General features: G+C 71.9%; 29 protein-coding genes. 13 read left to right on the forward strand and 16 right to left on the reverse strand.

Features of this window, described 5'->3' with window-relative positions; genetic code table 11:
• Positions 1 to 111 precede the first annotated feature (111 nt).
• Positions 112 to 1,110 carry a helix-turn-helix transcriptional regulator gene (locus JOL79_RS13410; protein WP_210156108.1) on the forward strand — a complete coding sequence of 333 codons (999 nt, stop codon included), beginning with the start codon at positions 112 to 114 and terminating at the stop codon, positions 1,108 to 1,110.
• Between the two features lie 127 nt (positions 1,111 to 1,237).
• The gene (locus JOL79_RS13415; RefSeq protein WP_210156109.1) at positions 1,238 to 1,615 is read left to right on the forward strand and encodes a DUF5319 domain-containing protein; all 378 of its coding nucleotides are present in this window, start codon (positions 1,238 to 1,240) and stop codon (positions 1,613 to 1,615) included.
• Here JOL79_RS13415 and JOL79_RS13420 read toward each other — a convergent pair.
• From JOL79_RS13420 to groES, 4 genes are all read right to left on the reverse strand, one after another.
• Positions 1,576 to 1,791, reverse strand: coding sequence for an anti-sigma-D factor RsdA (locus JOL79_RS13420; protein ID WP_210156110.1), 216 nt, complete (start codon positions 1,789 to 1,791; stop codon positions 1,576 to 1,578). The two genes, JOL79_RS13415 and JOL79_RS13420, sit on opposite strands and share 40 nt — an antisense overlap.
• Positions 1,788 to 2,414, reverse strand: coding sequence for a sigma-70 family RNA polymerase sigma factor (locus JOL79_RS13425; protein WP_210156111.1), 627 nt, complete (start codon positions 2,412 to 2,414; stop codon positions 1,788 to 1,790). Before JOL79_RS13425 ends, JOL79_RS13420 begins: the two co-directional genes overlap by 4 nt.
• Before the next feature lie 276 nt (positions 2,415 to 2,690).
• Positions 2,691 to 4,313, reverse strand: coding sequence for a chaperonin GroEL (gene groL, locus JOL79_RS13430; protein ID WP_210156112.1), 1,623 nt, complete (start codon positions 4,311 to 4,313; stop codon positions 2,691 to 2,693).
• A 64-nt stretch (positions 4,314 to 4,377) separates the two neighbouring features.
• A complete protein-coding gene (gene groES / locus JOL79_RS13435; RefSeq protein ID WP_030508383.1) occupies positions 4,378 to 4,689 on the reverse strand; it encodes a co-chaperone GroES in 312 nt (103 codons plus the stop codon).
• Between the two features lie 277 nt (positions 4,690 to 4,966).
• On the opposite strand from groES, the gene JOL79_RS13440 reads away from it, so the two are divergent.
• Positions 4,967 to 6,154 (forward strand): class I SAM-dependent methyltransferase, encoded by a 1,188-nt coding sequence (locus JOL79_RS13440; RefSeq protein ID WP_210156113.1) that lies wholly within the window; start codon positions 4,967 to 4,969, stop codon positions 6,152 to 6,154.
• Positions 6,155 to 6,318: 164 nt separating this feature from the next.
• The gene (locus tag JOL79_RS13445) at positions 6,319 to 7,137 is read left to right on the forward strand and encodes a hypothetical protein (RefSeq protein ID WP_210156114.1); all 819 of its coding nucleotides are present in this window, start codon (positions 6,319 to 6,321) and stop codon (positions 7,135 to 7,137) included.
• 28 nt (positions 7,138 to 7,165) lie between these two features.
• Here the strand turns inward: JOL79_RS13445 and tsaD are convergent, their stop codons facing one another.
• From tsaD to JOL79_RS13495, 10 genes are all read right to left on the reverse strand, one after another.
• Entirely contained in the window at positions 7,166 to 8,203 is a 1,038-nt protein-coding gene (gene tsaD / locus JOL79_RS13450) for a tRNA (adenosine(37)-N6)-threonylcarbamoyltransferase complex transferase subunit TsaD (protein ID WP_210156115.1), read from the reverse strand.
• Positions 8,204 to 8,285: 82 nt separating this feature from the next.
• Entirely contained in the window at positions 8,286 to 8,753 is a 468-nt protein-coding gene (gene rimI, locus JOL79_RS13455) for a ribosomal protein S18-alanine N-acetyltransferase (protein WP_230984768.1), read from the reverse strand.
• A gap of 2 nt (positions 8,754 to 8,755) precedes the next feature.
• Positions 8,756 to 9,478, reverse strand: a complete 723-nt coding sequence (gene tsaB / locus JOL79_RS13460) for a tRNA (adenosine(37)-N6)-threonylcarbamoyltransferase complex dimerization subunit type 1 TsaB (RefSeq protein ID WP_210156116.1) — start codon at positions 9,476 to 9,478, stop codon at positions 8,756 to 8,758.
• 57 nt (positions 9,479 to 9,535) lie between these two features.
• The gene (locus JOL79_RS13465) at positions 9,536 to 10,084 is read right to left on the reverse strand and encodes a class F sortase (RefSeq protein WP_210156117.1); all 549 of its coding nucleotides are present in this window, start codon (positions 10,082 to 10,084) and stop codon (positions 9,536 to 9,538) included.
• A gap of 2 nt (positions 10,085 to 10,086) precedes the next feature.
• Positions 10,087 to 10,716: a hypothetical protein gene (locus JOL79_RS13470; RefSeq protein WP_210156118.1), complete on the reverse strand. Its 630-nt coding sequence runs from the start codon at positions 10,714 to 10,716 to the stop codon at positions 10,087 to 10,089.
• Between the two features lie 114 nt (positions 10,717 to 10,830).
• Positions 10,831 to 11,289 carry a tRNA (adenosine(37)-N6)-threonylcarbamoyltransferase complex ATPase subunit type 1 TsaE gene (gene tsaE, locus JOL79_RS13475; RefSeq protein WP_210156347.1) on the reverse strand — a complete coding sequence of 153 codons (459 nt, stop codon included), beginning with the start codon at positions 11,287 to 11,289 and terminating at the stop codon, positions 10,831 to 10,833.
• A 32-nt stretch (positions 11,290 to 11,321) separates the two neighbouring features.
• On the reverse strand, positions 11,322 to 12,374 hold the full coding sequence (locus JOL79_RS13480; RefSeq protein ID WP_210156119.1) for an alpha/beta fold hydrolase: 1,053 nt from the start codon (positions 12,372 to 12,374) through the stop codon (positions 11,322 to 11,324).
• Positions 12,375 to 12,398: 24 nt separating this feature from the next.
• On the reverse strand, positions 12,399 to 13,544 hold the full coding sequence (gene alr, locus JOL79_RS13485) for an alanine racemase (RefSeq protein WP_210156120.1): 1,146 nt from the start codon (positions 13,542 to 13,544) through the stop codon (positions 12,399 to 12,401).
• 23 nt (positions 13,545 to 13,567) lie between these two features.
• Positions 13,568 to 15,142 (reverse strand): NAD(P)H-hydrate dehydratase, encoded by a 1,575-nt coding sequence (locus JOL79_RS13490; protein WP_210156121.1) that lies wholly within the window; start codon positions 15,140 to 15,142, stop codon positions 13,568 to 13,570.
• An 18-nt stretch (positions 15,143 to 15,160) separates the two neighbouring features.
• A complete protein-coding gene (locus JOL79_RS13495; protein WP_210156122.1) occupies positions 15,161 to 15,514 on the reverse strand; it encodes a holo-ACP synthase in 354 nt (117 codons plus the stop codon).
• Positions 15,515 to 15,576: 62 nt separating this feature from the next.
• Here JOL79_RS13495 and JOL79_RS13500 point away from each other — a divergent pair, with 62 nt between their 5' ends.
• The 9 genes from JOL79_RS13500 (at position 15,577) to JOL79_RS13540 (ending at position 23,994) form a co-directional block, all read left to right on the forward strand.
• Positions 15,577 to 16,527: an SDR family NAD(P)-dependent oxidoreductase gene (locus JOL79_RS13500; protein ID WP_307848514.1), complete on the forward strand. Its 951-nt coding sequence runs from the start codon at positions 15,577 to 15,579 to the stop codon at positions 16,525 to 16,527.
• Positions 16,528 to 16,641: 114 nt separating this feature from the next.
• Positions 16,642 to 17,565 (forward strand): type I pantothenate kinase, encoded by a 924-nt coding sequence (gene coaA / locus JOL79_RS13505; RefSeq protein ID WP_307848515.1) that lies wholly within the window; start codon positions 16,642 to 16,644, stop codon positions 17,563 to 17,565.
• Positions 17,566 to 17,649: 84 nt separating this feature from the next.
• A complete protein-coding gene (locus tag JOL79_RS13510; RefSeq protein WP_210156124.1) occupies positions 17,650 to 18,582 on the forward strand; it encodes a DUF389 domain-containing protein in 933 nt (310 codons plus the stop codon).
• Positions 18,583 to 18,683: 101 nt separating this feature from the next.
• Complete coding sequence (locus tag JOL79_RS13515) at positions 18,684 to 19,613, forward strand: ABC transporter ATP-binding protein (RefSeq protein WP_210156125.1); 930 nt, start codon at positions 18,684 to 18,686, stop codon at positions 19,611 to 19,613.
• Entirely contained in the window at positions 19,610 to 20,476 is an 867-nt protein-coding gene (locus JOL79_RS13520; protein ID WP_210156126.1) for an ABC transporter permease, read from the forward strand. Before JOL79_RS13515 ends, JOL79_RS13520 begins: the two co-directional genes overlap by 4 nt.
• Positions 20,476 to 21,429 carry an ABC transporter ATP-binding protein gene (locus JOL79_RS13525; RefSeq protein WP_210156127.1) on the forward strand — a complete coding sequence of 318 codons (954 nt, stop codon included), beginning with the start codon at positions 20,476 to 20,478 and terminating at the stop codon, positions 21,427 to 21,429. The genes JOL79_RS13520 and JOL79_RS13525 overlap by 1 nt, the downstream gene beginning before the upstream one ends.
• A complete protein-coding gene (locus JOL79_RS13530; protein WP_210156128.1) occupies positions 21,426 to 22,142 on the forward strand; it encodes an ABC transporter permease in 717 nt (238 codons plus the stop codon). Before JOL79_RS13525 ends, JOL79_RS13530 begins: the two co-directional genes overlap by 4 nt.
• Before the next feature lie 113 nt (positions 22,143 to 22,255).
• Positions 22,256 to 23,524 carry an AAA family ATPase gene (locus JOL79_RS13535; protein ID WP_230984733.1) on the forward strand — a complete coding sequence of 423 codons (1,269 nt, stop codon included), beginning with the start codon at positions 22,256 to 22,258 and terminating at the stop codon, positions 23,522 to 23,524.
• A 14-nt stretch (positions 23,525 to 23,538) separates the two neighbouring features.
• The gene (locus tag JOL79_RS13540) at positions 23,539 to 23,994 is read left to right on the forward strand and encodes a type II toxin-antitoxin system VapC family toxin (RefSeq protein WP_307848516.1); all 456 of its coding nucleotides are present in this window, start codon (positions 23,539 to 23,541) and stop codon (positions 23,992 to 23,994) included.
• A 126-nt stretch (positions 23,995 to 24,120) separates the two neighbouring features.
• Here JOL79_RS13540 and glmM read toward each other — a convergent pair whose 3' ends face one another.
• Positions 24,121 to 25,476 (reverse strand): phosphoglucosamine mutase, encoded by a 1,356-nt coding sequence (gene glmM, locus JOL79_RS13545; RefSeq protein ID WP_210156130.1) that lies wholly within the window; start codon positions 25,474 to 25,476, stop codon positions 24,121 to 24,123.
• A gap of 1 nt (position 25,477) precedes the next feature.
• Positions 25,478 to 25,999, reverse strand: coding sequence for a 30S ribosomal protein S9 (rpsI, locus tag JOL79_RS13550; RefSeq protein ID WP_210156131.1), 522 nt, complete (start codon positions 25,997 to 25,999; stop codon positions 25,478 to 25,480).
• Positions 26,000 to 26,011 lie beyond the last annotated feature (12 nt).

The raw sequence follows: 26,011 nt of genomic DNA on the forward strand, positions 1-26,011 counted from the left end.
AGCCGAGCTATTCTCGCGACTCGTGGCAAGGCGAGGGACCGGGCTTCGCGAGCTCCGCGAGCGCGGAAGCCGCGAGACGTTTTCGCGAGCGGAACCCAGCGACGGAGGACCATGAGGACGACGCGCGACGCGGACACCCTCGAAAGCCTTGGACTCACCCGGGAGCAGACCTCCGTCTACACGACGGTGCTGAAGCTGCACCGCGCCACGCCCGGCGAGATCGCCGAGGTCGTGGAGCGGCCCGCCGACGACGTGCTCGACACCCTCACCCGCCTCGTCCGGCTCGGCGCGGTGGAGGTGCAGGACGGCGACTACCTGGCCCGCCATCCGGCCGCTGCCATCGGGCGGCTGGTGGCGGACCGCCTCGACCGGCTGGCCAGGGAGAGCCGCCAGCTCGACGCCGCGCTCGACGCCGTCGGCCGGCTCACCCACCACTACGACGCGGGCCGCGACCACCAGAGCGGCCAGTTCTCCGTCGAGGCGGTCAGCGACGCCGACGAGCTCTACGAGAGCGTCGTCGGCCTCGCCCTGCAGGCCCCGCCCGCGGACCTCGTCGCGGCGATCCCCGACCGGCGCACCATGGGCCGGTTCGCTGAAAGGTACACAGGGGCGTGGATCCAGGCGATCGAGGACGGGGTGCTTCGCTCCCGCACGGTCGTGTCGGTCTCCGCGCTGGCCAGTCCACGGGTGCGCGAGGGCTGCGACCGGCTCGTCGCGGCCGGCGCCGGCGTCCGTACCTTGGACAACGTGCCCAGCTGGTTCTTCGCCGTGGGAGACGACGCGGCCGGGCTGCCCGCCGCGTGGGGGACGCCCCCGCCGGAGCACGCCTACAACTGCTACCTGGTCCGTGCCCCCGTGGCGGTGGCCGCGCTGCGCGCGCTCTTCGAGGAGCTGTGGACCCGCGCCACGCCCGTGCCGTCCCGGACGAGAGGCGACGCCCGGCAGGTGCTGCGGCTGGCGGCGCAGGGGCTGAGCGACGAGGCCATCGCCCGTCACCTGGGCGTTTCCGTCCGCACCGTCCGTGGGAGGTTCGCCGGCGCGATGAGCGAGCTGGGCGCCCAGTCCCGCTTCCACGCGGGGGTCGAGGCGGCCAGGCGCGGCTGGCTCTGACCCCGCCGGCCCGCCGCGGGACTCCCGTCACGTTTCCCAAAGGGCAGGTCCGGAACCGTCCGCCGCTCCATCCCCAGTGGGCCGCACTTTCCCTCGACCGCAGCACGGGGGCCATAAGGTGGGATGCGTGCTGGAAGACGTCCCCCGCGACCCGTTCGCGGACGACCCCGAAGACCCCGCGGCCGAGCTCGGCGCGCCCGACGATGTGGAGCCCCTGACGATCGAGGAACGCGACGAGGCGCTGACGGACCTCGCCGACGTCGAGGTCTTCCGTTCCCTGCTCGAACCGCAGGGCGTGCTCGGGCTCGTGCTCGACTGCCCCGAGTGCGGCGACCAGCACTACTTCGACTGGGACCTGCTGCGGGGCAACCTACGCCAGATGATCGACAACGGCCGTCCCCAGGTGCACGAGCCGGCCTACCAGCCCGATCCGGCCGACTACGTGAGCTGGGAGTACGCCCGGGGTTACGTGGACGGCGTGATCGACACCGAAGAGAGCCACTGACCGTCCACATCGGCGGCCAGCGCGGCGAGCACCCGCACGGCGGGATCTCCGCCGGACACCGGCTCACGCCGGCCCAGCGCGTCGAGGACGGCGTCCACCCGCCTCAGGTCGCCATCCACGCCTGCATCGCCGTACGACCCCTTACGGTGTGCCGTACGGCGACGATCAACGGTCACGCAATCGACTCCAACTCGGCCAGCTGCCTGAGCCTGGCCAGAGCGCGATGCTGGGCGACCCGGACAGCACCTGGTGACATGCCGAGTACATTACCGGTCTCCTCCGCCGACAGGCCGGAGACCACCCTCAAGATGAGAAGCTCGCGCTGGTTGTCCGGCAGCCGGGACAGCAGCGCGCGGGCGTGCTGCGCCTCGATGTAGCGCACCACGGTCTCCTCCGGCCCCGGCCCCTCGTCCGGTCCGTCAGGAAGATCCTGCGTCGGCACCGCCGAGCGGACGGAGCTGCGCAGGGCGTCGGCCACCTTGTGCGACGCGATCCCGAAGACGAACGACGCGAACGGGCGGCCCATGTCGCGGTAGCGCGGCAGGGCCGCCAGGACGGCGATGCACACCTCCTGGGCCACATCGTCGGCGATGTGGTAGTGACCGGATACCCTGCCCAGTCTGGCCCTGCAGTAGCGCACCACCATGGGGCGCAGACGTCCCAGAAGCGTTTCGATCGCAGTGCGATCTCCCTGTACGGCAAGGCTGGTCAGTTCCCTGAGGTCGGACTCATCCGATCTCGTCGCAAGCCTTACCCCAGTTGCGGCGTCGGCGACGCATCCCTCGGTCACGTTAGGCATGATGCCCGTCGCGCTGGTTCATGTCGTCATGGTTAACGGCTACGGATTGGTCACATTGACCCGCCGATAACAGCAGGTAATCGGGTGGACACGCGGCCGTTGGAACATTCCAACCAATTGCCCCAAATCAAGCGATATTTGTCAGGCCTTCTGACAGGGATAAAAGAAACGGCCCCCGCCTGGCGGCGGGAGCCGTTTTCGTCAGTGGCCGGACCGTGGCCCGGCCCGGAAGCCGGGCCGGGTGGCCGGACCCGATGACCGGGCCGGTGACCGGGCTCAGTGACCGTGACCGTGGCCGTGACCGTGACCGGCGGCCTCGGGGGCCTCCTCCTCGGGCTTGTCGACCACGAGGGCCTCGGTCGTGAGCAGCATGCCCGCGATGGACGCGGCGTTCTGCACGGCCGAGCGGGTCACCTTGACCGGGTCGATGACGCCCTGGGCCACCAGGTCGCCGTACTCGCCGGTGGCGGCGTTGAGGCCCTCACCCGCGTTCAGGGCGGCGATCTTGGTGGTCACGACGTAGCCCTCGAGACCGGCGTTCTCGGCGATCCAGCGGGCGGGCTCGACGAGCGCCTTGCGCACGATCGAGACACCCGTGGCCTCGTCGCCGACCAGGCCGAGGTCGTCGAGCTCCTTCGACACGTGCACGAGCGCGGAGCCACCGCCGGAGACGATGCCCTCCTCGATCGCGGCGCGGGTCGCGGAGATCGCGTCCTCCAGGCGGTGCTTCTTCTCCTTGAGCTCCACCTCGGTGGCCGCGCCGACCCGCAGCACGCACACGCCGCCGGCCAGCTTGGCGAGACGCTCCTGGAGCTTCTCGCGGTCCCAGTCGGAGTCGGACTGCTCGATCGCGAGCTTGATCTCGCGGACGCGGTCCTCGATGGCCTGCGCGTCGCCGGCGCCGTCGACGATCGTGGTCGTGTCCTTGGTCACCACGACGCGGCGGGCGGTGCCGAGCACGTCGAGCCCGACGTGCTCCAGCTTGAGGCCGACCTCCTCGCTGACGACCTGGCCGCCGGTCAGGATCGCGATGTCCTGCAGCATGGCCTTGCGGCGGTCACCGAAACCGGGGGCCTTGACGGCGACCGAGGTGAAGGTGCCGCGGATCTTGTTGGTCACCAGGACGGCCAGGGCCTCGCCCTCGACGTCCTCGGCGATGACCAGGAGCTGCCGCTTGGTCTGGGCGACCTTCTCCAGCAGCGGGAGGAAGTCCGCGATCGAGGAGATCTTGGACTGGTGGATCAGCACGTAGGGGTCCTCGAGGACCGCCTCCATGCGCTCGGCGTCGGTCACCATGTAGTGCGACAGGTAACCCTTGTCGAACTGGAGTCCCTCGGTGAACTCCAGCTCCAGGCCCATGGCGTTGGACTCCTCGACGGTGATCACACCGTCCTTGCCCACCTTGTCGAACGCCTCGGCGATCAGACCGCCGATCTTGGCGTCCTGGGCGGAGATCGTCGCGACGTTGGCGATCTCCTTCTTGTCCTCGACGTGGCGGGCGGTGTCCAGCAGGCGGTCGCTCACGGCCTTCGCGGCGCGGTCGATGCCGCGCTTGAGGGCCAGCGGCTGGGCGCCGGCCGCGACGTTGCGCAGGCCCTCGCGGACCATCGCCTGGGCCAGCACGGTCGCGGTCGTGGTGCCGTCGCCCGCGATGTCGTTGGTCTTGGTGGCGACTTCCTTGGCGAGCTGCGCGCCGAGGTTCTCGTACGGCTTCTCGAGCTCGACCTCGCGGGCGATGGTCACGCCGTCGTTCGTGATGGTCGGAGCGCCGAACTTCTTGTCGATGACGACGTTGCGGCCACGCGGGCCGAGGGTCACCTTGACGGCGTCGGCGAGAGCGTTCACGCCACGCTCAAGAGCGCGCCGCGCGTCCTCTTCGAACTCCAGGATCTTCGGCATTCATGTCTCCTTAGACACCGGAGCCCCGGGCACGCGTCCCGGGGCTCCACATGATGTGCGCGGCCTACTTCTCGATGATGGCGAGCACGTCACGCGCGGAGAGCACCAGGTACTCCTCGCCGCCGTACTTGACCTCGGTGCCGCCGTACTTGCTGTAGAGGACGACGTCGCCCTCCTTGACGTCGAGCGGAATCCGCTTCTCGCCGTCCTCGTCCCAGTTGCCCGGGCCCACCGCGAGGACTCGGCCCTCCTGCGGCTTCTCCTTGGCGGTGTCCGGGATGACCAGGCCGGAGGCGGTGGTCTGCTCGGCCTCAAGCGGCTGGACCACGATGCGGTCGCCAAGCGGCTTAACGGGAACCTTAGTGGCGGTCGTCACGATCGGACCTCCCCTTCAGATTGCGATGAATGAGCTGAAGAGGCGACCAGCGGCCTGCCGTCGCGGGTGTCAGACCAATCTCGTCGCTGTTGGCACTCTCAGCGGGAGAGTGCCAACACGAAACAGTATGCAAGTGGCGCGTGACAGTCAACACGAACCCGCACCGCAGGTCAGGTGCGCGACGGTCGTCCCCCTCACACCGCCGCCGTTCTCACCCCGCCTTCCTCCTGGCACCACCATCCACCGGCGGGCGCCCGAGACGGTAGCGTCGGGATTCGTGGATCTGGAGGCGTTTCGCGCGCTGCTCGAACCCGCGGGGCAGAGGGCTCTGGCCGACGCGGCGGACGTCCTGGCCGGGGGCGCCGATCCGGTCGCGGCCGCGACCGCGCTGCGCCGGGCGCACTCCCCGGAGCTGACCTCCGCCGCGCTCACCCAGGCGTCGCTGCGGCGGCGGGCCGAGGCGAAGTTCGGCGCGGACGCCACGGTCATGTACTTCACCCCTCACGGGGTGGAGCAGGCCACCCGGGCCGAGGTCGCCGCCCACCGGGCCGAGCGGGTCGTGCGCGGGTCGGGCCCGGACGGCCCGCCCACGGTGCTCGACGTCTGCTGCGGTATCGGCGGCGACGCCCTGGCACTGGCCCGCGCGGGGTGCGCCGTCGACGCGGTCGACCTCGACCCGCTCACGGCCGAGGTGGCCCGCGCCAACGCGGCGGTCCTGGGCCTGTCCGGCCGGATCGCGGTCCGTACGGGAGACGCCGCGGCGGCCGACCCCTCGCGGCACGGCCTGCTGTTCGCCGATCCCGCCAGGCGGGGGGCCAGGGGACGGACGTTCGACCCGATGGCCTACTCCCCGAGTTGGCCGGCCGTCCTCGACCTGGTGTCCCGGGCGCGGGCCGCCTGCCTGAAGGTCGCCCCCGGCATCCCGTACGAGCTGATCCCCGAGGGCGCGGAGGCCGAGTGGGTCTCCTATCGGGGCGAGGTCAAGGAGGCGGCGATCTGGGCCGGTCCGGGCCCCGGCGGGCGGCGGGCGACCCTGCTGCCCTCCGGCGCGACGCTGACCGCGACGGGAGCGGAGGCGGAGACCGGGCCCGCGGGACGCTACCTCTACGAGCCGGACGGGGCCGCGGTCCGCGCCCACCTGGTCGCCGAGGTCGCCGCGATGGTGGACGGGCGGCTGCTCGACCCACGCATCGCGTACATCACCTCCGACCGCCTGGTCCGGACGCCGTGGGCGGCCTGCTTCGAGATCGCCGACGTGCTCCCGTTCTCGCTCAAGCGCCTCCGGGCGACCCTGCGCGAGCGGAAGGTGGGCGCCGTGACGATCATGAAGCGCGGTTCCGCCGTCGACGTCGAGCGGCTCCGCAAGGACCTGCGGCTCGCCGGAGACAACGCGGCCGTGCTGGTGCTCACCCGCGTCGAAGACCGCCCGTACGTGCTGATCTGCGCCGCGGTCGGCCGTCCCTGACCTGGGCATATCGCCCAATCCATCGGCAATCACGATCTTTTTCTGTCTCCGCGAGGGCCGGGCCGGTGTGGGCCTAAAGTTGGCGCGCGGGCGTGCCCGCCTGTTCGTTTCCTCTCCGTGAGATCGGGCCGGACGCTCCGGGTCGGCGAGTGAAGGAGCTCTAGGTGGAGCATTCGGGCCACAACCTCCTCCAGGCGGGCAGCCAGACCGCCATCTCCGACCGGATGCGCGAGCTCCTCGCCCGGGCCGCGCAGGACCATGTGTACGAGCAGCGCACCCAGGGCGCGGTGCTGGACGAGATCCGGCAACGGCTTGAGGGCATGGAGTGGCTGCTGCGCGAGGTGCGCGAGCGCGAGCTCGGCGGCCTGTGCGCGGCCCTGGAGGCCGTCGGGTCGCGTCTCGACGAGATGACCGCCAAGCCGCCCGCGTGGGCGGAGGGGCTGGCCCAGCACATGGACCTGCTCCGCGAGCACGTGGAGCAGGCCGGCGGTCACACGCAGGCCCTGACCGAGCGGATGACCGAGTTCGCCCAGCGCCTCACCCAGTTCCACACGAGCATGCAGGCCGCGGCCGGCCGGTTCACCCGGCTCGACCGGGCGATGGCGGAGCTGACCGAGCGCACCGAGCGGCTGGAGAGCGTCCTGCTCGACCGGATGGAGACCGTGGACGAGCGCGTCACCACGGGCCTCGCGGGAATCGGCACCGGCGTGGAGGGCGTCGCGGCCGGGGTCGGCCGGTTGACCGCCGCGGTCGACGAGGTCAGCGCCGAGGTCACGACCGCGGGCGGCGTCCTGACGCCACTGGTCGAGGCGGTGCGGAGCCGGCCCGACCGCGAGCAGACGGCCGACGCCGTGGCGGGCGCGGTGGCCCGGATCGTGGAGCCGGCCCACGGCGACATGGCGAGACGGCTGGCCGCACTGGAGGAGACCATGCTGGCCCTCGCCGAGGCGCTGCTGCGCCCCACCCGGTCCCCCGGGGACTGATCCCCCGCGAGACCGGGCCGGGATCCGATCAGACGTGGACCGTGGTGATCGGCAGCGACGAGTCGGCCGGGATCTCCAGCGTCGACGGCTCCACGCCGGCCGCCACCAGATCGGCGCCGAGCGCGGCCACCATCGCGCCGTTGTCGGTGCACAGGCCGGGCCGCGGCACGCGCAGCCGCACGCCCGCCGCGTCACAGCGCTCCTGGGCGAGCGCGCGGAGCCGGGAGTTCGCGGCCACTCCTCCGCCGATCAGCAGGTCGTCCACGCCGTAGCGCGCACACGCCTGCAGCGCCTTGCGGGTGAGCACGTCGACGACGGCCTCCTGGAACGACGCGGCGACGTCGGGCACCGGCACCGGCTCGCCCGCCGCCTCGCGGGCCTCCACCCATCGGGCCACGGCGGTCTTCAGGCCGGAGAACGAGAAGTCGAGCGTCCCGTCGTCGTACTTGCCGCGCGGGAACCCGATGGCCGCGCCTGAGCCCTCCTTGGCCGCCCGGTCGATGTACGGCCCGCCGGGGAACGGCAGGCCGAGCACCCGCGCCACCTTGTCGAACGCCTCGCCCGCCGCGTCGTCCACGGTCGAGCCCAGCGACACGACGTCCCTGGCCACGTCGGGCACCAGCAGCAGCGACGAGTGGCCGCCGCTGACCAGCAGCGCGATCGCGGGCTTCGGCAGCGGGCCGTGTTCGAGCTGGTCGACGGCCACGTGGGCGGCGAGGTGGTTGACCCCGTAGAGCGGCACCCCCAGGCCCATCGCGTACGCCTTGGCGGCGGCGACGCCGACCAGCAGGGCCCCGGCCAGGCCCGGACCCGCCGTGACGGCGACCGCGTCGATGTCGGACAGCCGCAGCCCGGCCGCGGCGAGCGCCCCCTCCACGGTCGGCGACATGGCCTCCAGGTGGGCCCGCGAGGCCACCTCGGGCACCACGCCCCCAAACCTGGCGTGCTCGTCCATGCTGGAGGCGATCGTGTTCGCCAGCATGGTGTGGCCGCGGACGATGCCCACACCGGTCTCGTCGCAGGACGTCTCGATGCCCAGGACGATCGGCTCGTCTGACGTGCTCATGTCTCCTCCTCGCCTGGCCGCCCCGAGCGGGGACCGGTCGCGGGCCACGGGCCGGGCGTGTCCCGCCCCTGCCGTCGCCCGCTCATCGGCCGTCCCGCTCTCCGAGCTCCTTCACCATGGTGATCGCGTCCGTGCCGTCGTCGTAGTAGCGTCGCCGGACGCCGAGCCGGACGAACCCGAACCTCTCGTACATCGCCTGCGCGGGCGGGTTGTCGGCCCGCACCTCCAGGAACACCGAGCTCGCCCCGCGCCGGACGGCCTCGGCGAGCAGCTCGTCCATCAGCGCCGCCCCGATCCCCGCGCGGCGGTGCCCGGCCAGGACGGCGATCGTCTGCACGTCGGCCTGGTCGGCTGCGACGGCCAGCCCCGCGTAGCCCACGATCGTCCCGTCGATCTCCGCCACGACGTAGTGGCGGGTGCGCGGCTGGTCGCGCAGCTCGCCGCGCATCATCGCCTCGCTCCAGGCGTCGGCCGGGAACGTCGCGCGCTCGATCTCCATCACGGTCGGCAGGTCGTCGCGCGTCATCTGGCGGAGCTCGGCTCGCGCCATCGTCACGCCGTGACCCGCTTCGGCGCCCCGGGCACCTGGGCGTCAGGACGACGCAGGTAGATCGGCCGGGCGGGGCCCAGCACGCCCAGTCCGGACGCCTTCTCGACCGAGTCGACGCGGCCCTCCGGCACCCGGGCGATCTCGGCGACCTCTCCGGCCGACAGCGGCGCGAGGTGCTCGGCCGCGAGCGCGGCCATGGCCCCGGCCGAGGGATGCTCCGGGCCGGTGACGCGGCCGGCGCCGATCGTCTCCGCGTACATCCGGCCGCCCGCCCCCACCACGGGCAGCTCGCCCGGCAGGTCCTGCGGCCGGTCGACCCGCGGGCCGTCGAGCCGGGTGCGCCGGTCGCCGTACCTGGCCCAGAAGACCTCCTTGCGGCGGGCGTCGGTGGCGACGAGGAACGGGCCGTCCGTCTCGGCGGCGTAGGCGAGCGCGTCGAGGGTGCAGACGCCGAGCGCGGGCACCCCGGCCGTGGACGCGAGCGCGGTGGCGGTCATCAGGCCCACCCGGAGGCCGGTGTACGGCCCCGGCCCGGTGCCCGCCACGATCGCGGTGACGTCGCCAAGCTCGGCGCCCGCGGCTCGCAGCACCTGCTGGACGGCGGGGGCGAGCAGTTCGCCGTGGCGGCGGGCGTCGATCGTCGTCGACTCGGCGATCACCCGGGCGCCGTCGTGGAGCGCCGCCGTGACGGCGGGCGTGGCGGTGTCGAAGGCCAGAACAAGCACGGACGTCAAGCGTAGTCGCTGCGCGGCGGGCCGGATCCGCATCCGGGCCTGACGGCGTCAGGCGGCGGGTGAGGCGTAGACGATGATGTTGTCCTTGTACTCGTGCCGGGCCCAGTCGAAGGCGCCGCCGCACGTGATCAGCCGCAGCCCGTCCTCGGCGTAGACGCGCTCGGCCGGGAAGTCGTCCTTCGGGATCCGCTCAACGGAGTCGACCTCGTAACTCGCCGTTCTGCCGTCGCTGCGCACCACCTTGACCAGGGCGCCCTTGTGGAGCTCGCGCAGGTGGTAGAAGACGGCCGGCGCGGTCTTCGTGTCGACGTGGCCGATGATCACCGATGCCCCGGGGTCTCCGGGCACGGCGCTGCCGGTGTACCACCCGGCCGTGGACGGCTTGTCGAACGGCGGCAGCTCGACGTCGCCGTCGTCCGACAGGCCGAGCTTCATGAGCGGCGCCTTGAGATCGAGCGACGGGATGTCGATGCGCTCGGGCACCACGGACGACGGTCCGGAGGACGGCTCCCGGTCGCGCCCGGTCCCGGTCGTGGCCGCGAGGGCGAGCCCGGTCACGATCCCGGCGATCACCACCCACCGGGAGGAAACTCCCAAGGTCAGGCTCCGGAGCGCCTGCGGACCACGGCGACGCCGGCGCCGACGGCGGCCAGGAAGGCAACGAAGGCGACGCCCGTCGGCAGGCCGCCCTTGTCCTCGGGGCCGCCCGCGGCGGTGCCGCCGCCCCCGGCGTGGGGGGCGCGGGTGGGGAAGCCGGTGTGCGCGGAGCCGGCGGCGACGATGCGGAATCCGGCGCTGCCGACGTCGTTGGTGGCCTCGCAGCGCACCTGGACCCGGTAGCCGCCCGGCTTGGCGTCCGCGCGGATGGTCGCCCCACCGGTGACCTCGGGCACCGCGGGCGTCGGGGTCGCTCCCCCGCCCTGCCGGGGCACCAGCGTGACCAGCCCGGTGAACGCGTCGGAGCGCGCCGTCGCCCGGTATTCGGGGCCGCCCTGCGAGAGCGGGCAGCGGGCGGTGACGTGCACGGTCCTGGTCGCCCCACCCGTGACCTTCGCGGGGTCGACCTCGACGTGGATGTCCTGCCGGGAGACGCTCACCACCGGCGTGGGCAGGCCCGGTGTCAGCGTGATCGTGGGGCTGGCCCCGGCTCCGGTCTCGGCCGAGGCGGAGCATCCGACCGCGCCCGCCAGAACGGCTCCCGCGATGGCGACCTGCGTGACCCTGCCCATCGGCCCACCCTCTCCCACCACCGGATCATCTACCCAGAAAATCTATGCCAACCCATGGCGAAGGATCTTCTTTTCGCGGTGATCGGTATCAAGCAGGACGGGCTTCGGAAAGCCTCAGGAGGCGGACCAGCGGGGGCCGACACCGGTCAGCCGGATGATCCGTTCCTCGCCGGCGGCCCCGCGCTCGACGCGGACCTCCAGCCGGTCGTCGGACAGCCCCTCGACGAGCCCCTCGCCCCATTCGACGACCGTGACCGACTCCTCCAGGGACGCGTCGAGGTCGAGGTCGTCGACCTCCAGGGTGCCGCCGAGGCGGTAGGCGTCCGCGTGGACCAGCGCGGGACCGCCCGTCAGCGACGGGTGCACCCGGGCGATCACGAAGGTGGGCGAGGTGATCGGCCCGCGGACCTTCAGTCCCTCGGCGATGCCCTGCACCAGGGTGGTCTTCCCCGCGCCCAGGGGCCCGGTGAGGACCACCAGGTCGCCGGGGCGCAGCAGGGCGGCCAGGCGGGCGCCCAGCTCACGCGTCCGGTCCGCGTCCCCGGCCCGGTACTCCCGCGCTCCGGCCCCGATCCGGAGCTCGGTGCCCGCGTTGGTCGTCTCGCTCAAAGGTCCTCCCGCTCGGCCCGGTTCAGCAGTTCGCGCAGCGCCTCGTTCACCGTATCCGGCTGTTCCAGCTGGACCAGGTGGGATGTCCCGGGCACGGTGGTGAGCTCCGCGGTGGGTACGGCGGCCGCGATGGCCCTGCTGTGGTCGAGCGGGGTCAGCCAGTCGCGCTCGCCCACGATGATCGCCGTGGGGACCTTGTTGAGGACGTCCAGCGAGGTCAGTTTGTCGTGTGTCATCAGCGCCGGGTAGAAGTCGGCGATCACCCGGGACGGCGTCGCCCTGATCATCGACTCGACGAAGTCGACCAGGGTGGGGCTCACGTTCTTCGAGTCGCCGAAGCCCAGCAGGCGGAGCGCCAGGAACGACAGGTCGGTGCCGGCCTCGCGGCCCCGGTCGACCAGCGTCCCGCCCCGGCGCATCACCGACACCGCGGACGGCACGGCGAGGTGGACGACCTTGGACAGCAGGGCGGGCAGCCCGAGGGTGACCTCGGCCAGCTTGCCGGCGGTGGTCGAGATCAGCGACACACCGCGGATCTTGTCGCCGAACAGCTCGGGCCGCTGCTCGGCCAGCGCCATGATCGTCATGCCGCCCATGGAATGGCCGACCACCACGCACGGGCCGGGCACGAGCTCGTCGATCACGAGCCCGAGGTCCTGGCCGAGCCGCTCAATCGAGCAGTCGACGCCCTCGACCCGGGCCGACGCGCCGTGGCAGCGCTGGTCCCACAGCACCAGCCGGAAGTTCTCACGCAGGTCACGCCGCTGGTAGTGCCAGGAGTCCAGGGAGAGGCAGTATCCGTGGCAGAGCACCACGGTCAGCGGCGCGTCCTCGTCGCCGTCGACCTCGGCGTGGATCGACACGCCGTCCGAGGTCGTCAGCGTCACCGGCCGTCCCCTGAACTCGCCGAAGGGCTCGCTCGCCTCGAGGTCGGGACGCAGCCTGATGCGGCCCACGGCGTATCTCTTGGCGAGCGTGGCGGCCGCCACTCCCGCCGACGCCGCGCCGACCACCGCACCGGCGACCCCGACCCTGCGACGTGTGCTCATTCCTGCCCTCCTCGCAACCGCGGCTCAGCGCCCGTCCGTGTGGACGCGGGGCACGCGGGACCCGATCCTGGTCACGATCTCATGAGTAAGAGTGCCCAGGGAATCCGCCCATTCCTGACAGGTGGGCTCTCCGTCGTCACCAGGTCCGAACAGGATCACCTCGTCCCCCGCCTCCGCCCGGTCGTCGCCCAGGTCGATCACGAACTGGTCCATGCACACACGACCGGCGATCGGCCGGCGCCGCCCGCCCGCCAGCACCTCCACCCGGCCGGTCGCGTGCCGCAGCACGCCGTCCGCATACCCGAGGGGAACGAGACCAAGCCTGGTCTCCCGTTCCGTGACGTAGAGGTGACCGTAGGACACCCCGGAACCGGCCGGAACCCGCTTGACCTGCGCGAGCCTCGCCGCGAGCGTCATGGCCGGGCGCAGCCCGAAGCCGCCCAGCTCGGGGACGGGGCTCAGGCCGTAGACGGCGATGCCGCAGCGCACCATGTCATATCTCGCCTGGGGCAGCGTCACGGTGGCGGCCGAGTTGGCGAGGTGCCGTACGGCGTCGCTCGGCACGCCGGCCTTGTCGGCGACCGACAGCGCCTCGTCGAAGACCGCGAGCTGGACCTGGACGGAGGGGTGGCCGGGGATGTCGGCGCAGGCGAAGTGCGACCACAGGCCGGTGATCTCGACCGCGCCGGTGGCCCGGGCGGCCAGCGCGTGATCGACGAGCCGGGGCCAGTCCTCGATGGGGCAGCCGCCGCGCGACATCCCGGTGTCGATCTCAAGGTGGAGGCCGGCCGGGCGGCCGGCCCGCCGCGCGGCCGCGGCGATCTCGTCGACCAGCTCGGGCGTCCCGGCCGACAGCTCCACGCCCTGTCGCGCCGCCTCCTCCAGCGGCTCGCCGGGCGTGATGATCCAGGACAGGACCGGAGCGTCGATCCCGGCCTCCCGCAGGGCCAGCGCCTCGCGGACGAACGCCGTGCCGAGTCTCGTCGCCCCACCCTCAAGGGCGGCCCGCGCCACGGGCACGAGGCCGTGGCCGTACCCGTCGGCCTTGACGGCGACCATCATCTCCGCGCCGGGGGCGTGCCCGGCGAGCAGCCGGACGTTGTGCCGGATCGCGGCGAGGTCCACGCGCGCCTCGGCGGGGGTCTCCGGGCGGTCTGACGATGAACTCATCTGTCCAGTGTGTCAAACGCCCGTCACTGCCCGGGACCGATCGACGCCCATGTCAGGGCCCTGATGGCGGCCGGCAGCGCCAGGGCCACGTCCAGCGCGGCGATCGGCGCCCGCCCGCGGCCGTCCGGGCCGCCCCCGGCCGCGTCGCGGCCGGCCAGCCCGTGGAGGTACGCGGCACAGGCGGCGGCGTCGTAGCAGGACAGCCCGCCCGCCAGGAGTGCCCCGGCGATACCGGACAGCACGTCGCCGGTGCCGCCGGTGGCGAGCCACGGCGTGCCCGTGGTGTTCGCCCGCACCGGGTGGCCGTTCTCCGCGATGACCGTGGTGGAGCCCTTGAGCAGCACGGTCGCGCCAAGCTCGGCCGCGGCGCGCCGGACGTGCTCCAGCCGCCCGGCCTCGATCTCCGCGCGCGGGACGCCCAGCAGCCGGGACAGCTCGCCCGCGTGCGGCGTCAGCAGCGTGGGAGCCGTCCGGCGCAGCAGCGCCCGGTCCCCCGCGACAAGGGAGAGCCCGTCGGCGTCCACGAGGACGGGGACGTCCTCGGCGAGCACGGCGCGGGCGAGCGCGTGCGCCCGCGCGTCCGTCCCCAGCCCGGGGCCGAGGACCCAGGCCTGGACCCGCCCGACCTCGCGGAGCGGGTCGTCCGAGCCGTCTGACCCCTGTGCTTGTGAGGCTTGTGAGGCGTCCGAGCTCTCCGCGCCGTCGCGCAGGACGGTCGTGACCGCCTCCGGCCAGCGGGCGCGCACATAGCGGACCGGCTCGGCCGAGCTGACGAAGCGCACCATTCCGGCGCCCGCCCGGACGGCCCCGCCGACCGACAGCACGGCCGCGCCGGTGTATCTGTCGCTTCCCGCGGCGATCCCGACGACGCCCCTGCGGTATTTGTCGCTCTCGACTCCCGCCTGGGGCAGCAACCGCACGACGTCGTCGCCGGTCAGCGCCTCGACGTCCGGCCCCGGCAGGTACGGCCCGAGGCCGATGTCCACCAGCTCGACGGCTCCGGCGCGCTCCGCACCCGGGTCGATCAGCAGGCCGTTCTTGTACGCGCCGAAGGTCACGGTGACCTGGGCCCGGACCGCCGCGCCCGCCACCTCGCCGGTGCCCGCGTCGACCCCGCTCGGCACGTCGACCGCCACGACCAGCCCCCGGGTGTCCGCCGCGAGCCCGGCGAGCGTGCCGTAGGGCTCCCGGAGCGCTCCGCTGCCGCCGATGCCGACCAGGCCGTCGAGGACCAGGTCGGCCTCGCGGACGAGATCCGCGGCCCGATCCTCGGCGAAGGCGCCCGCCCGGCCGCCCGCGGCCAGCAGCGCGGCCAGGCCGCCCTCGTGGGTGCGCGAACCGGCCAGGACGGCCGACACCCCGGCCCCCCGCCGGGCCAGCCGCGCCCCGGCGTACAGGGCGTCGCCGCCGTTGTCTCCGCTACCGGCCAGGATGACGACGCGAGAGCCGTAAACGGAGCCGTGGACACCGGTGAGCAGCCGCGCGCACACGGCGGCCAGTCCGGCGGCGGCCCTGCTCATGAGCGTCCCCTCGGGCAGCGTGGCCATGAGGGCGCGCTCGGCGGTCCGGATCTGGTCGGAGGTGTAGGCGGTCCGCATGGTCCGACCGTAGCCGCGTCACCCGGATTCGGCGACGACGAAGGCCATCGCCACACCCGCGTCGTGCGAGAGGGAGACGTGCCACCGGGCCACTCCGAGCTCACGGGCGCGCTCGGCCGCCCGGCCGGTGACGCGCAGCGAGGGCCCGCCGTCCGCGCCGGTGACGACCTCGGCGTCGAGGTGGCGCAGGCCGGGCGGGGCGCCGAGGGCCTTGGCCACTGCCTCCTTGGCGGCGAACCGCGCGGCCAGGGAGTGGGCCGGGAGCCCGGCCTCCGCCTCGGTGAAAAGCCGGGCGCGCAGTGTGGGGGTCCGGTCCAGCGCCGCCCCGAGGCGCGCCACGTCGACCACGTCCACGCCGATGCCCAGGATCACCCGCTCAGGCTACTGACCGGCGGCCTCCTCCGCCGGGCCGCCGGTGGGGTAATTTGAGCGCCGTGTCTTCGAGCGCAGTGTCGTGGGATCCCCGGGCCCTGCCGGACCTGACCGGCCGGACCGTCGCCGTCACCGGCGGCAACGCCGGAATCGGTTACTTCATCTGTGAGCAGCTCGCCGCGGCGGGCGCGGACGTGGTGATCCTCGGCCGCGATCCCGGCCGCGTGGCGACCGCCGTACGGTCGATCACGAGCCGCACGCCGGACGCGCGCGTCACGTCGATCCCGCTGGACCTTGTGGACCCGGAGTCGGTCGAGGCCGCGGCCGCCGCGCTCAACCGGCTCGACCGGCTCGACGCGCTGATCCACAACGCGGGTCTCACCCAGCCGGGCAAGCGGCGCGAGACCACCCGTCAGGGCGTCGAGGTGGCCCTGGCCACGAACCACCTGGGCCACTTCGCGCTCACCGCGCTGGCCATGCCCGCCCTGTCGGCGACGCCGGGCAGCAGGATCGTCCCCATCGGCAGCGCCATCACCCGGATGATCGGCTTCGACCTCGACGACCTGGGAAGCGAGCGCTCCTACGGCCGGCAGCGGGCGTACGCGCAGTCCAAGCACGCCGTGCAGGTGTTCGGGTTCGAGCTCGACCGGCGGCTGCGCGCGGCCGGGGCGGACATCCGGTCCGTCGTGGCACACCCCGGCTTCGGCCTCGACGGCGCGAGCCCCCGGCGGGAGAGGATCGAGGAGCCGTCCGCGCTCTCCCGCCTGACGGCCCTGCTGCTGGCCCCGATCTCGCACGGCAACGACCGCGCCGCCTGGCCCGCCGTACGGGCCGCCGTGGACCCGGACGCCGAGGGCGGCCAGTATTACGGCCCGGCGCGTGGGGGCGCCGGCGACCCCGTCCCGGGACGACCGCCCCGGTCCGCCCTGGATCCCGGGCTCGGAGCCCGGCTGTGGACGATGTCCGAGGAGCTCAGCGGGGTGGAGTTCCGCGTCCCCGCGGCGCGCGCCTGACCGGCCCGAGCGCCTTTCCCACATTCCCGCCGCGGTAATCCATCGATTTTCATCCACAGGCTGTGTACGACCCCGGCTGGGGCGCCCGTCCGGCGATCGCTACGCTTGGCCGTCGTGGCAGATGGGGACGCGTACGTCGAGCTCAGCCGGGAGCAGTGGCGGGATCTGCGCAGGAACACGCCGCTCACGCTCACCGAGGCGGAGCTGGAGGACCTGCGGGGGGTCGACGATCCGATCGACCTCACCGAGGTGACCGACATCTACCTGCCGCTCACCCGGCTGCTCAACCTCCACTTCACCGGCTCCCGGCAGCGCAGCGCCGCCGTGGGCGCCTTCCTCGGCGAGGCGGACGCCCCCCTGCCGTACGTGCTGGGCATCGCGGGCAGCGTCGCGGTGGGCAAGTCGACGACGGCGCGGCTCCTGCACACCCTGCTGGCCCGCTGGCCGGAGCACCCCCGGGTCGAGCTGGTCACCACCGACAGTTTCCTCCACCCCAACAAGGTGCTGGAGGAACGCGGGATCATGCACCGCAAGGGCTTCCCGGAGAGTTACGACCGGCGGGCGCTGGTGCGGTTCGTGGCCGAGGTGAAGGCGGGCAGCCCGTCCGTGGACGCCCCCGTCTACAGCCACCTGGAATACGACATCGTGCCGGGGGCCGTGCAGACGGTCCGCCGGCCGGACATCCTGATCGTCGAGGGGCTCAACGTCCTCCAGCCCGCGCCTCCCGACGCCCTCGCCGTCTACGACTACTTCGACTTCTCCATCTACGTGGACGCGCTGGCCGAGGACATCAGGACCTGGTACGTGGACCGCTTCCACAAGCTGCGGCGCACCGCCTTCTCCGACCCGAAGTCCTACTTCACCCACATCGCCGAGCTCTCCCACGAGGAGGCCACCCGGTTCGCCCGGAACGTGTGGCGCGACATCAACGAGCGCAACCTCGTCGAGAACATCGAGCCCACCAGGGGCAGGGCCGGGCTGATCCTCACCAAGGGGCCGGACCACTCGGTCCGGCACGTGCGGCTGCGCCGTACCTGATCCGACCGGGCCTGACCGCCGTAGTCGGCCGCCGGCATCACCTCCGCGCCCCGGTGGGCCGCGGCCACCGGACATAATCAGTCCGTGCTGCATCTGCGCGTGATCACGCCGTTCGGGCGGACGGACCGGGTGCTCGACGCGCTGGAACGCGCCCCGGGCGTCACCAACGTGGTGGTCCTGGAGAAGGCGGCCCGCCGCCCCGAGGGCGACCTGGTGCTGGCCGACGTGGCCAGGGAGGCCGCGAACACCGTCCTCGACGACCTCAAGAGCCTCGGCCTGGAGGCCGACGGGTCGATCAGCGTCGAGGAGGTCGACGTGTCGATCTCGCACGGCGCCGTGGCCGCGGAGGCGGCGGCCCCCGGCGACGGCGACGACGCCGTGGTGTGGGACCAGTTCGAGCGGAGGGTGGCCGCCGACTCCCGGATCACCTGGGCCTTCCTCGCCTTCCTGGTCATCGCCACCCAGATCGCGGCCATCGGGGTGCTCATCCCCTCGCAGATCCTCATTGTCGGCGCGATGGTCCTGGGGCCGGAGTTCGGCGCGGTGGCGGCGATCTCGTTCGGTGTCCTGCGCGGCAGCGGACGACTGGTCGGCGGGGCGGCGCGGACGCTGCTGATCGGATTCGCCACGGCCATCGCCGTCACCCTCCTCTGCGCCCTCGTCTGCCGCGGCGTCGGGTGGATCACCACCGCCACGCTGCGGCACCACGACGAGGTGCGGTTCATCGTCACGCCCGACAGGTGGTCGTTCATCGTGGCGGTGCTCGCCGGGGCCGCCGGCGTGCTGTCGATCACCGCCGGGAAGTCGTCCGCGCTGGTCGGTGTCTTCATCTCGGTCACCACCGTGCCCGCGGCGGGCTACATGGCCGTGGCGCTCGCCCTCGGCCGCTGGCCGGACGTCGGCGGATCGGCGCTTCAACTCGTCGAGAACATCGCCGGGATGGTCGTCGCGGGCACCCTGACGCTGTTCGCGCAGCGCCGCCTCTGGCACCGGTTCGGGCGCCGATCCCGGGCGTGACTTCGGGGCGACACGGCGACGGGAGGGCATACCGAAGTCGGACCGCCGGATCATTCGTTCGGCGGAGGTCCGCCGCCGCGCCGTACGGATAGGGTCAGCACATGAAAGCGAGCCCGACCACCTGCTTCGCCACGGAGCGGCTCACCAAGAGATTCCCCCGGGTCACGGCGCTCAACGATCTGACCGTCAGCGCGGGCCCCGGCGTGACCGGCCTCGTCGGCGCGAACGGCGCCGGAAAATCGACGCTGATCAAGATCCTTCTGGGACTGCAGCCGCCGACCTCGGGCAGCGCGAGCGTGCTGGGGATGGACTCCGGCACCCACGGCATGGAGATCCGCCGAGCCGTCGGCTACATGCCCGAGCACGACTGCCTGCCGCCCGACATCTCGGCGACCGAGTTCGTGGTGCACATGGCGCAGATGTCCGGCCTGCCGCGGATCGCGGCCCGGGAACGCGCCGCCGACACCTTGCGCCACGTCGGCCTCGACGAGGAGCGCTACCGCCCGATGGGCGGCTACTCCACCGGCATGAAGCAGCGGGTCAAGCTCGCCCAGGCCCTCGTGCACGACCCCCGGCTGGTGTTCCTCGACGAGCCCACCAACGGCCTCGACCCCCAGGGCCGCGACGACATGCTCGCCCTGATCAGGCGCATCGGCACCGAGTTCGGCATCAGCGTGGTGGTCACCTCCCACCTGCTCGGCGAACTCGAGCGGGTGTGCGACCACGTCATCGTGATCGACGGCGGGCGGCTGCTCCGCTCCTCCGCGATCCGCGAGTTCACCCAGGTCAGTCAGACGATCGCGGTCGAGGTCGAGGAAGGGCTCGAACCGCTGGCCGCGCGGCTCGCCGGGGCCGGGGAGACGGTGGCCGTGCAGGGCCGGACGCTGACCGTCCAGGTCGCCGCGGACGCCGATCCGGGACGGACCTACGACGCCGTCCGCGACGCGGTGTGCGACCTGTCCCTCAACCTGATCCGGCTGGAGCAGCGCCGCGGCCGCATCGAGGACGTGTTCAAGGAGCCGGCGGCATGACGACAGAACCCACCGCGGTCATCCACGACATCGGTTACCGCCACTACGACGGCCCCCGGCTGGGCCGGGGCAACGCCACCATGGCCCTCGCCGTCCAGAGCCTGCGGGGCACCTTCGGCCTCGGGCGCGCGATCCGCGCGAAGATCATGCCGCTGCTGCTGATCGCGATCATGTTCATGCCGGTCGTCGTCTCCATCGGGGTCATGGCGGTGGCCAAGGAGCGCATCCTGCCCTATCCGCAGTACATGGTCTTCATGCAGGCGGTGATCGCGGTCTTCCTGGCCGCCCAGTCGCCGTACCTGGTCGCTCCGGATCTGCGGTTCCGGGTGCTGCCGCTCTACCTGTCGCGGCCGCTGACGGTGACCGACTACGTCGTCGCGAAGCTGAGCGCGCTGACCGTGGCCCTCTTCCTGCTGACGGCGGTCCCGCTCACCGTCATGTTCATCGGCGAGCTGCTGGTGGACCTGCCCGGCGGGGCGCGCACGGGCGACTACCTCGCCTCGATCGGCGGCTCGGTCGTCTCCGCGGTGCTGCTGGCCTCGATCGGCGTGGTCCTCGCCTCCCTCACCCCGCGCCGCGGGCTCGGCGTGGCCTCTGTCATCGCGTTCTACATGTTCACGGCCGCCGTGTCGGGCATGTTCAACGGCATCCTCTCGTCGACCGGGCACGACTCCCTCGCGCCGTGGGCGCTCCTGCTCAACCCGTTCTTCCTGACCGACGCCGTCCAGTCGGGCCTGTTCGGCACCGACCCGTCGGTCGGCGACGGATACCCGGCCGGCCTGTGGACCTGCCTGATCCTGCTGGCCGAGGTCGCCGTCGCCGTGTCGGGCATCCTCCTGCGTTACCGGAAGGCCGCCGCGTGATGACCACCACCACCTCCCCGGTGACCACCCGGCAGGGTGTCATCGAGCTCGCCCAGGTGTCCCGCTGGTACGGGAACGTCGTCGCGGTCAACGACGTCACGATGACCATCGGGCCGGGCGTCACCGGCCTGCTCGGTCCCAACGGCGCCGGGAAGTCGACGCTGCTGCACATGATGGCCGGGTTCCTCGCGCCGTCCAGCGGCACCGCGACCCTGGACGGCCGGCAGATCTGGCACAACCACGACATCTACCGCCTGATCGGGCTCGTTCCCGAGAAGGAGGCGGTCTACGGGTTCCTCACCGGCTGGCAGTTCGTGCTGTCCGCGGCCCGGCTGCACGGGCTCGACGCGCCGGGAGAGGCCGCCCTGCGGGCCCTCGACCTGGTCGAGATGACGGACGCCAAGGACCGCCGAATCGAGACGTACTCGAAGGGCATGCGGCAGCGGGTGAAGGTCGCGGCGGCGCTCGTCCACGACCCGCAGGTGCTGCTCCTCGACGAGCCCTTCAACGGGATGGACCCCCGCCAGCGGCTGCACCTGATGGACCTGGTCCGCCGGATGGGCGAGGCCGGCCGCACGATCCTGTTCAGCTCGCACATCCTGGAGGAGGTCGAGCGGGTCGCCCAGCACATCGAGGTGCTCGTGGCCGGGCGGCACGCCGCCTCCGGCGACTACCGCGAGATCCGCCGTCGCATGACCGACCGGCCCCACCTCTTCCGGGTCCGATCGAGCGACGACCGGAGACTGGCCGCCGCCCTGATCGCCGACCCGTCCTCCGCCGCCGTCTCGCTGGGCCCGCAGGGTCTGGAGATCCAGGCCGTCGACTTCCCCCGGTTCACGGCGTTACTGCCCCGCATCGCGCGCGATCTGGACGTCCACCTCTGGCAGGTCTCTCCGACCGACGAGGACCTGGAGAGCGTGTTCGCCTACCTCATCTCCGGGAGCTCTCGATGAACGGCGTCGTGGCCGAAATCACCTACCGGGCCATGCTCGGGCGCAAGCGGATCTGGCTGCTGGTGCTGCTGCCGCTCGCGCTGGTCGTCATCGCCGCGCTCATCGGCATGATCGGTGGCGCCGACGAGCGCACCGCCGTGCTCCTGATGAAGACGTTCGCGATCGGGACGATGCTGCCGCTGCTCGGGCTCATCGCAGGCACCGGCGTAATCGCGCCCGAGATCGAGGACGGCACGATCATCCACCTGCTGGCCAAGCCGATCTCGCGGCCGGTGATCGTGCTCACGAAGTTCGTCGTGGCGGCCTCGCTGATCGCTGTCTTCGCCGGCGTCTCGACGTACGCCGCCGCCTACCTGCTCGCCCGCGGCGACTCCGGGGTGGCGAACGGCTTCGCCCTCGGAGCCGTCGTCGGCGCGATCGCGTACGCCGCGGTGTTCCTGCTGCTCGGGGTGGTCACCCGTCACGCGGTCACCGTGGGGGTCATCTACGCGCTGGTGTGGGAGGGCGTGGTCGGAGGCTATGTGCCGGGAGCCCGCAAGTTCTCCATCCAGCAGTGGGCCCAGACGGTCGCCGACCACGTCTCGTCGTCCGCCTTCTTCAAGGCGGACGTCTCGCTCGGCTTCGCCCTGCCGGCGATGCTCATCGTCACGGTGGGAGCGCTCGTGTGGGCCGGTCAGCGCCTGCGCTCCCTGTCCCTCACCGGCGACGACTGAGCCCTCGTCCAGGGCAACCCCGATACCGTGGACACATGAGGCCCCGCCTGTCTGAACTGCGCCTGACGGAGTTCAAGTCGTTCCGGCACGACTCGGTTCTCCCGTTGGGCGACATGAGCGTGCTCATCGGGAGAAACAGCAGCGGCAAGTCGAACGCGCTGGACGGTTTGGAGGTCCTGTCCCGATTGGCTGCGGGCGGCGACATCGTGGACGCCCTGGACAGTCGACGGGGCGACGAGGGAGCGCTCAGGGGCGGCATCGAGGGGTGCCCGCCCCATGGCGCTGATCGCTTTCGTCTCGGCTGCAGCGTAATCGCGCCGAATCGGATGGCCGGAGACGGCTATTTCTGGACTCAACTCGACGTGACGGTGCAGGTGAGACCCGAGCCGGAAATCATCGAAGAAACATTCAGAGGCCTGTCCGGCAGACGTCGCAACACCAGGGACCTGACGACGCGGAACTTGCACACACTCATGACCACCCTGGAGTCTCCACCCGGCCTGGGCAGCATCGACGCCCGCTGGTACCGAGGGGCACGCGGGCGCGATCCACGAGCCTCGTTCCGCTCGACGAGGCTCCTGACCGCCCAACTGCCTCTGAGGCTGGCCAGGGACACAAGGGCCGAACAGCTCGTGGCCGAAGCCGCAGAGGACATGCTGGAGGCACTCGAGGGTGTCTTTCATCTCGATCCCGTGCCCCACCTCATGCGGCAGTACGTCCCCGGCCGAGACGTCCGGCTGCGGCGGACGGGCGAGAACCTCTCCGCCGTGATCGGCCAGATGGCGGAGCGTAACCCCGAACAGTTCGCTCAGCTGCTGGAACTCGTACGCGAACTGGTCGAACACGAGGTCACGGGAATCGAGGTCATCCGATCGGAACTGAACGACGTCATGCTGGCGCTCCGGGAAGGCCGCGCGACGACCCCCGCTCGTGAGATGAGCGACGGTCTGCTGCGCTTCATGGCCATCGCGACCACCCTCATAACCCAGGGCCGGGATGTCGACCTCGGCGGGGCCCAGGACCAGACGCGTTCCGTCACGGTGGTGATCGAGGAACTGGAGAACGGCCTGCACCCCTCACAGGCCGGAAAGGCCCTCGGCCTGGTACGGCGCGCGGTCAGGGATGACGGCGCACAGGTGGTGTTCAGCACTCACAGCCCGGCCCTCCTGGCCCAGCTCTCCGCAGACGATCACAAGTCCGTGATCGTCTGCTCACGAGACCCGGAGACGCGAGAGTCGACCCTCGTCCGCCTGCCCGATCTCGACGGTTACCCTCGCCTGATGGCACAGGGTGACCTCGGCGCCGTCGTCACCTCGGGAGTGATGAGCGAACGGCCTCGGCAACAGTTCTCGGAATTCGACCGGCTCATGGGGATCGGCTGAAGATAGGCCGCCGTGTGGAGTTCGTCGACACCTCTGTCCTGTGCAATCTCCTCGACGTCCCCGGAAAGAACCAGCAACGGGAGGCGCTGAAGGAAGAGTTGCCCCGGAAAAGTCTGGAGTTCCATCTCATCCTGCCGGTCACGACGGTGATCGAGACGGGCAACCACATCGCGCAATTACCCAACGGGCACGACCGCAGAGACCGGGCCGTTCGGCTTCACGATCTCCTCAATCTGGTGATCCGAGGGGAGGCGCCTTGGGTGTTGCACACAGTCGAATGGGGTGAACCGTTCCTCCGCGAACTCCTCAGAGGCGGCGGGACCGGAATCGATCTGGCCGACCACGCCATGACCGGCCTGGGTCTCGGCGATCTGTGCATCCTTACCGAGCGCGAGTTGTACCGGCGGCGCGTGACCGGTGTGGAGGTCGGCATCTGGACCCTGGACGAACAACTGAAGGCACACGCATGACCCCCAAGGACACGTGACCGGGCGATACGGGCAGCACGCGTTACCTGTGGGTGTCAGCCGGCGCTCGCCAACGAGAGCACGAAGGCCCCTGCCCGATCCGGGCAGAGGCCTCGCGAAGCGGAACGGCTAGACGCAGACGGTGCGGACCACCTCGGCCAGCCGTCCCGCGATGGACTCGGCCTGGTCGTGCGACTGCGCCTCCACCATGACGCGGATCATGGGCTCGGTGCCGCTGGGCCGGATGAGGACCCGGCCGCCGTCCCCGAGCTCGGCCTCCGCCTCCGCCACTGCCGCCAGCAGCTGCGGGTCCGCGGCCTTGGCCTTCGTCACGTCGCGAACGTTGACGAGGACCTGCGGCAGCTTCTGCATGAGGGAGGCGAGCTCGTCCAGGGACGTGCCCCGCCGGACCACCTCCGCCATGAGGTGGAGCGAGGTGAGCAGGCCGTCGCCGGTCGTGGCGTGATCCAGCATGATCACGTGACCGGACTGCTCGCCGCCGAGGTTGAAGCCGCCCTCCTGCATGGCCTCCAGGACGTACCGGTCGCCGACCGCGGTCTCCACCACGTTCAGCCCGGCGTTCCTGAGGGCGATCTTGAACCCGAGATTGGACATCACGGTCGCGACGACGGTGTCGTTCGCCAGGCGGCCGTCGGCGTGCATGGCGAGCGCCAGGATCGTCATGATCTGGTCGCCGTCGATCTCCCGGCCGGAGCCGGTGACCGCCAGGCAGCGGTCGGCATCGCCGTCGTAGGCGATCCCCAGGTCGGCGCCGCGCTCGACGACGGCCTCCCGGAGAGCGGCCAGATGGGTCGACCCGACTCCGTCGTTGATGTTCAGCCCGTCGGGCGACGCGCCGATCGTCTCGACCGAGGCGCCCGCCCGCAGCAGCGCCTCGGGCGCGACCATGTGGGCGGCGCCGTGCGCGCAGTCGACGACGACGCGCAGCCCGTCGAGGCGGTTCGGCAGCGTGGTCAGCAGGTGGGAGACGTACCTGTCGGCCTCACCGTAGGCCTCTCTGACCCGGCCCACCGAAGGGCCGACCGGGCGCTCCCACTTCTCCCCCAGCCGCTGCTCGATCTCGTTCTCCACCGCGTCGGGCAGCTTGAAGCCGCCCCGGGTGAAGAACTTGATGCCGTTGTCCGGAGCCGGGTTGTGCGAAGCGGAGAGCATGACACCGAGATCGGCGCCCAGCGCTGATGTGAGATAGGCGACCGCCGGGGTGGGCAGCACGCCGAGCCGGAGCACGTCCACGCCTGACGACGCGAGGCCGGCGACCACGGCGGCCTCCAGGAACTCTCCTGAAGCCCGCGGGTCCCGGCCTACGACGGCGATCGGGCGGCCGCGCCGCCCGACGCTGGCGTGGAACGCCCCGGCATCGCCGAGGACATGAGCCGCGGCCACGGAGAGATCCATGGCCAGCTCGGCGGTGAGGTCGCGACCCGCGACCCCACGAACCCCGTCGGTGCCGAAAAGGCGCCCCAACTTAACGCTTGCTGTACTGCGGAGCCTTACGCGCCTTCTTGAGGCCGTACTTCTTCCGCTCCGTGGCGCGGGCGTCACGGGTGAGGAAGCCGGCCTTCTTCAGCGGCGGGCGGTTCACCTCGGCGTCCAGCACGGCGAGCGCGCGGGACAGGCCCATGCGCAGGGCGCCGGCCTGGCCGGTCACGCCGCCGCCGTCGATGCGGGCGATGACGTCGAACTGGTCCTCGGCGCCGAGCACGACGAACGGCTCCTTGACGATCTGCTGGTGGACCTTGTTCGGGAAGTAGGCGTCCAGCGAACGGCCGTTGATGGTCCACTTGCCGGTGCCCGGCACGATGCGGACCCGGGCGACGGCCTCCTTGCGGCGGCCGGTGCCGTACGAGTTGCCCGTGGTGATGGGCTTACGGACGACGGCGTCGCCGGCGGGAGCCGACTCAGTGGTGTACTCGGAAGGGAACTCCTCCGAGGAGAAGTCTTCCTGCTCGCCCTCGACGAGCGTCTCGATACCGGTGGGCTCGGCCACGGTTCTCCTCTT

It is taken from the genome of Microbispora oryzae (assembly GCF_017896165.1).
GTDB lineage: Bacteria > Actinomycetota > Actinomycetes > Streptosporangiales > Streptosporangiaceae > Microbispora > Microbispora oryzae.